Origin of the sequence: Acinetobacter sp. ABJ_C5_2 (assembly GCF_044538485.1) — a bacterium.
Classification (GTDB): Bacteria; Pseudomonadota; Gammaproteobacteria; order Pseudomonadales; family Moraxellaceae; genus Acinetobacter; species Acinetobacter nosocomialis_A.
On the sequence record NZ_JBIUCS010000054.1, the window covers coordinates 1 to 3,690 of the forward strand.

Here is a 3,690-nt window from a genome sequence, read left to right on the forward strand (position 1 = left end):
GTAATATTATTTTGAAAGATAATATTATTCTATCATAGAAAATTCAAAGTAAAGAGTGAGCTTATCTTAATAAAAAAACTTAAGTTTATACTTTTTACTTTTCTTATGATTGTACTGATAACGGCTTCATATGCTGATTTTGGTTTTATTCAAGATAAGGGTAGGTGCATGAATGTAAGAGTAAATTTAAGCCTAAGTTCGAAAGTTACGTCCAAATTAAATAATGACATAGTAATCCATACCCGCTCAGCATAGGTGAATGTGCTAACTCATTGGGCATAAAAGTAAAGCTAGGCAGCATTTATTTATGAATAGAGCAACAGTAAATATTGAATTGCCGAACATGCCTGAGCGCGGAATTTATAGTCGAAGATTTGATTTTAGTGAATTAATTAGTACTAATTAATTAAAAAATGGATTTAAATATAAAGTCTAAATCATACGAACAAAACAGAATATATTGGCTTCCTTGATGAGTCAGCAAGGGCTAGACGAATCTTTAGGGATAATCCAGATAATATTGAAATTCTTTTATTAGGCAAAAATGATGAGCTTTTAGATAAATTACAAATCGTTTAAGAAATAATCAATGATGGTCAAGGAAAAGTCCAGATGAAACCTGCTGTGGAGGTGATGATGAGCACAACCATGACCACGATAGTAATGAACAAATTGAAAATGTTGTTTTAAAATCAGATTTTGAAATTTCAGAATCAAGGACTAAGCAGATAGTGAAAGTATTAAAGATAGTAATAGGTACCTATATTCTATTAAACAGCATAAGTTTATATGCAGAAAGTACAAACGAGTGTATGAAGTATTGGAGTGAAAAATCCTCTATATCTCTTAATGTTTTAGGAGAGGTAGAATGTGAAAATATTTGGGAATATGGGAAAAGTAATGCTACCCAAGATCGTTTGAAACTATTAAACCAATTGAAATTAACACCAAAGAATAACCAATGGATGTCAACAGGTGAGTGTTCTAAGGTTTCATATAATGAAAATGTTTATTATATCTACCGTGCATACTATAAAGAAGATAGAGATGAAATATGGATTACATATAATGCTAAAAGTTCATTTTCTTATTTTAGAAAAGTAAGTTCACCCCAAAATGAAGGAGAAAATTTTAAAGTATCTTTAAGTTGTGCGAAAAATGGAGAATATGAAGGAGCTAAATCTGCTTTAAATAATTATTTAAAAAACAATACTTTAGTTAGTATGGACTATTATAAAGTAGGGGATTGGTACAAGGAGAATTAATTATGAAGAAAATAATTAAATTTGAAAAATTAATTTTTGTATGTTTATTAGGTTTAAACGTATGTACTATTCAATATGTAATTGAAGGAGCTTATGCAAATTCTTTTGAAATAAAGAAAGTAAATAATAGCCAATTCATTGAATCTACTGAAAAAAATAGAAAAGTAAAAAAGGGTTTAGATAATAAAATTTATTTATTATTAGATCCTGATGAAGGATGTATTATAAGTGAAAAACCTCTTAATAGAGATATCGTAATTATCTATAAAGAGGACGAAAAATTTAAATATGATATTGTGAATCCAGTCTTGAAAAAAGATAGTAGTGATTGTGTTTCAGAATTAGCTTTTGTTACAGATGAGCCTAATTATTTTTATAATATTAATAAAAGAAGTAAGGAGTTAGTTCGTGGTTATGGTTTTGAATTAAATAAGGATCAGATTCTATATAAAAATAATAAAATTAGAGGAGTTGATTTGATAGGGAATGGAATCCCTAATATTGTAACTGAATGTTTTTCAAATGAAGGTGCTCATTTTAATATTTTGGGAGGGTATAATAATGAAGAAAAATTATTACATCGTTATACCTACCTAGATATGAATTTACAAGTCTCATGTACTGAAAATGAAGAAATATATAGTAAAGGTTTGTTGGATTTAAGAAATAAATATAAAGATTATTAGTAAGATTTGAGTAATATAGGTACTTTTATTGCTAAAAGTGCCTATATAGCCTATACCATCTTTGATTAAATAGTTATTAGACGGCTTCTATAAATGATATCAATATCATAACTCTTAAACCCAATTTAATATTTTTAAATTGTTGATTTTAATATTTTTAATTTTGTTGCTATCCCCGTTAATTAAATAGGGCAGTTTAGCGCCAATCAGAATAGGTAAGTCATCATCAATATCATCACTGTATGTTGCAAACCAAGGTTGTTTGATATCAAGCTTATTCAATCTTCTTACTTTTTCTTCAGACCTGCAATGTATCCCACTTATCCATCCTCCTAGTTTCTTTTGTAGAGGAGTACCAACAATTTGTACATCTAGATTGATAGACTCGAGTAAAACATTCGCTAACTTTTCTGGTGCAGCCGTGGCAATAAACACAATTCTTCCATTGGCTAAATGATCTTTAACTTCGGCTATACCTTGCTCAAACCAATATAATGAACTGGAAGGAGAGTCTTTGATATTCTTCGAGAAATTCTTAAGACTGTATTCTAATTTTTCTTCATTCAAGCTATACGTTGCAATCTATAAATACAATGAAGCACCTTTAGATTTATATTTCTTAAATTTCATAAGAGGTAAAGCGATGGGTGTAACAATAAATGCAGCAATAAATCTAAAAATATTAGATTTCAATTTATCTGCTAACCATGCCTTTGTAGAGCCAACCGATAGTAATATCCCATCTAAGTCAAAAACAACAATTTCTTTCATGTACTTCTCTAAATTGAATAGTAATGATTTTACTAATATCTAAATGGGTGTTTTTTAATCTTCTTTAAATTGGCAATTAATAAGAGTTTCCTATAATATAACCAACTATTTATAAGAATTTTGAAAATATATTGAATATAGAGTTTAATAAATGAAAATTGCCTCCTTTATCTTTCTGAGCTTTAGTCTTTTAGTGTGCTCAAATATATCGAATGCTGCATTTTATTCGTATAAGTATTGTACTATTCAGAATAAATGTAAAGAACTGAAATACACATTGAATCAGGGGATTTATGTTTTACATGCATATGAACCTCCTGTCGATGAGTTCTATATTAAAATAAAAGATGATAAATATTATGTGATATATAAAAATATCTTTATGGAAGGTGTTGAAGTAGGCTGGGCACAAATGAAAATAATTACTAATAATGAAAATAAGCTGGTTATGGAAACTAATAAGATATTTCAGACTTTAGGAAATTATAATTCTATAGGTGGTGGTGATAATTTTGAGTACATTCCATCAAAAAATTATAGAAGTAATATGTATGTGCTTAATGACTTCTATGATCGATATTCTTTTAGACAATATCAAAAATTAACTTTTATAAAGAAAAATAAGCAACTTTTACTTGATTGTAAGAGCTATATGCAAGATCTAGATCCAAAAAATAATCTTTCTGGTATGTTCTATGGTGTTTGTACTGATAAGGAAAAAGTTTATTTTAAAGAAATTCCAGAATTATAATTTAGATTTTTTTGTTATACCAATTCTTTAACTCTATTCAAGAGTCATAAGTTTTTAACCTTTATAAATTAGATAGTATAAACGTTTGATATGAAACTAACATTTATCATTATATTTGGCTGTATAAGTATGCACAGTTATTGTGATGTAAATTTGGATAGAAAAAATTATTTAGACTTTAACTCAGTAAACTTAAAAGATAAATCTTATATTATTG

The 3,690-nt window shown here is 27.6% G+C and carries 3 protein-coding genes and 2 pseudogenes; 4 read left to right on the top strand and 1 reads right to left on the bottom strand.

Translation table 11 applies throughout. The annotated features are described in order from the left end of the window. Positions 1-105: 105 nt before the first annotated feature. From ACH8JV_RS19000 to ACH8JV_RS19010, 3 genes and pseudogenes are all read left to right on the top strand, one after another. A pseudogene (locus ACH8JV_RS19000) lies at positions 106-237 on the top strand (SH3 domain-containing protein); the annotation flags it as partial. A 494-nt stretch (positions 238-731) separates the two neighbouring features. After that, positions 732-1,265: a hypothetical protein gene (locus tag ACH8JV_RS19005; RefSeq protein ID WP_396523177.1), complete on the top strand. Its 534-nt coding sequence runs from the start codon at positions 732-734 to the stop codon at positions 1,263-1,265. Positions 1,266-1,267: 2 nt separating this feature from the next. After that, the gene (locus tag ACH8JV_RS19010; protein ID WP_396523179.1) at positions 1,268-1,951 is read left to right on the top strand and encodes a hypothetical protein; all 684 of its coding nucleotides are present in this window, start codon (positions 1,268-1,270) and stop codon (positions 1,949-1,951) included. A 114-nt stretch (positions 1,952-2,065) separates the two neighbouring features. On the opposite strand, the pseudogene ACH8JV_RS19015 reads toward ACH8JV_RS19010, so the two are convergent. After that, positions 2,066-2,722, bottom strand: a pseudogene (locus ACH8JV_RS19015) (haloacid dehalogenase-like hydrolase). A 151-nt stretch (positions 2,723-2,873) separates the two neighbouring features. On the opposite strand from ACH8JV_RS19015, the gene ACH8JV_RS19020 reads away from it, so the two are divergent. Then, complete coding sequence (locus tag ACH8JV_RS19020; RefSeq protein WP_396523181.1) at positions 2,874-3,473, top strand: hypothetical protein; 600 nt, start codon at positions 2,874-2,876, stop codon at positions 3,471-3,473. Positions 3,474-3,690 lie beyond the last annotated feature (217 nt).

What these genes read in the sequence shown, in the direction of transcription:
- ACH8JV_RS19010 (WP_396523179.1), top strand. Translation starts at nt 1,268, where the DNA reads ATGAAGAAAATAATTAAATTTGAAAAATTAATTTTTGTATGTTTATTA.
- ACH8JV_RS19020 (WP_396523181.1), top strand. Translation starts at nt 2,874, where the DNA reads ATGAAAATTGCCTCCTTTATCTTTCTGAGCTTTAGTCTTTTAGTGTGC.